Here is a 1,213-nt window from a genome sequence, read left to right on the forward strand (position 1 = left end):
CTGTTGAGCACTTCAACCATAACGCAGAAAATGATTTTTTTCAGTCTATTTCATCGCTCTCCGACTTAGTCCCCCAAATCCGTTATAATCAGGATTTTTCTATTTTGCCAGAAGAAGAATTACGATAATTATTCCAACCATCAGTTTTGGAAGATACGCCGTAGCATTTAAAAACTCCTTAGCGGCTTCTGGTATTAGGATTTTGTAATCCCTTGTAGGTTCAAGCGACTCAGAAACACGAGGACCATCATAGTCATCCCCCTGACGTAAACATCTTTCGACGTATTTCTTGCGAACTATGGCGCGAGCCTCTCCTACTCCAATACATGTTTCTGCAATATAAAAAAATAAAATTACGGCAATCGGTAGCGTAACCAACGTTCCGATAGACAGCTCAAATTTATCTGTAAATACAGCGACTAAGAACGCAGATAACAATGCAATTAGCCAACCATTTAGACGTAAGCGTATATCGTCATATTTTTGAATAACACTTTCCAACTGCTTCCACTCTTCAACGGCAATGTCGTTTTTATCCATAATTTAGAACTCATCAATTTGAGCATATGGTGATCTAAGGACCTCAGAATAAATGCTATAGATTTTGTTTGCCTTTTAATCCCTAAGTATAATTACTATTTCTCATCTTTCTTATAAGTATTGGCCTCAACCTGATGATTATATGAGTCATCACCAAATATTTGATACTCATATAGCTGTCCATTGAGTTGGTTCAACCAATTAATTTCATCAACATCCTTGAGCTTCTTGATTATCACTTGATACGCGGGAAGGCCTTCTTCGAAGGTGAGCCCTGGAACCACTTCTTCAATAATGCATCCATTTTCTAAAATAAATTTCATCAGTTCTATTGTTACGTCATACGCCTTAGGATCATCGTCCAAAGGCGTAGCAATAAATCCATACCCTCCGATTCTTAGAAATCTGATCCCTATCGCCGTAAACATCTTCAAACCTTCATATGTGTAAGGAGGAGACGTAACAAAATAATCAAAAGATATAGATAGATTTGGCCATATTCCATCGTAAAGACCTTGCACATCAAATTCCACCGAGGAATAAGTAGACGTTTGCGCTTTATTCTCCAAAATTGTTTTTATCTTGGATTTCGCTTGTTCCCATTTTGAATTTTATAAATTTAAAAATCAATAAAATCGGTCGAAAAAGTCTAATTTTTAGAGCATACACCCAA

The 1,213-nt window shown here is 36.8% G+C and carries 2 protein-coding genes; both read right to left on the reverse strand.

Annotation, left to right across the window (positions count from 1 at the left end; all coding sequences use genetic code 11):
* Positions 1-99 precede the first annotated feature (99 nt).
* Positions 100-540, reverse strand: a complete 441-nt coding sequence (locus tag B147_RS0110295) for a hypothetical protein (RefSeq protein WP_020587119.1) — start codon at positions 538-540, stop codon at positions 100-102.
* Positions 541-635: 95 nt separating this feature from the next.
* Positions 636-1,109, reverse strand: a complete 474-nt coding sequence (locus B147_RS0110300; protein ID WP_157237843.1) for a bis-aminopropyl spermidine synthase family protein — start codon at positions 1,107-1,109, stop codon at positions 636-638.
* Between the last annotated feature and the right edge of the window lie 104 nt (positions 1,110-1,213).

It is taken from the genome of Desulfobacter curvatus DSM 3379 (assembly GCF_000373985.1).
Taxonomy (GTDB): domain Bacteria; phylum Desulfobacterota; class Desulfobacteria; order Desulfobacterales; family Desulfobacteraceae; genus Desulfobacter; species Desulfobacter curvatus.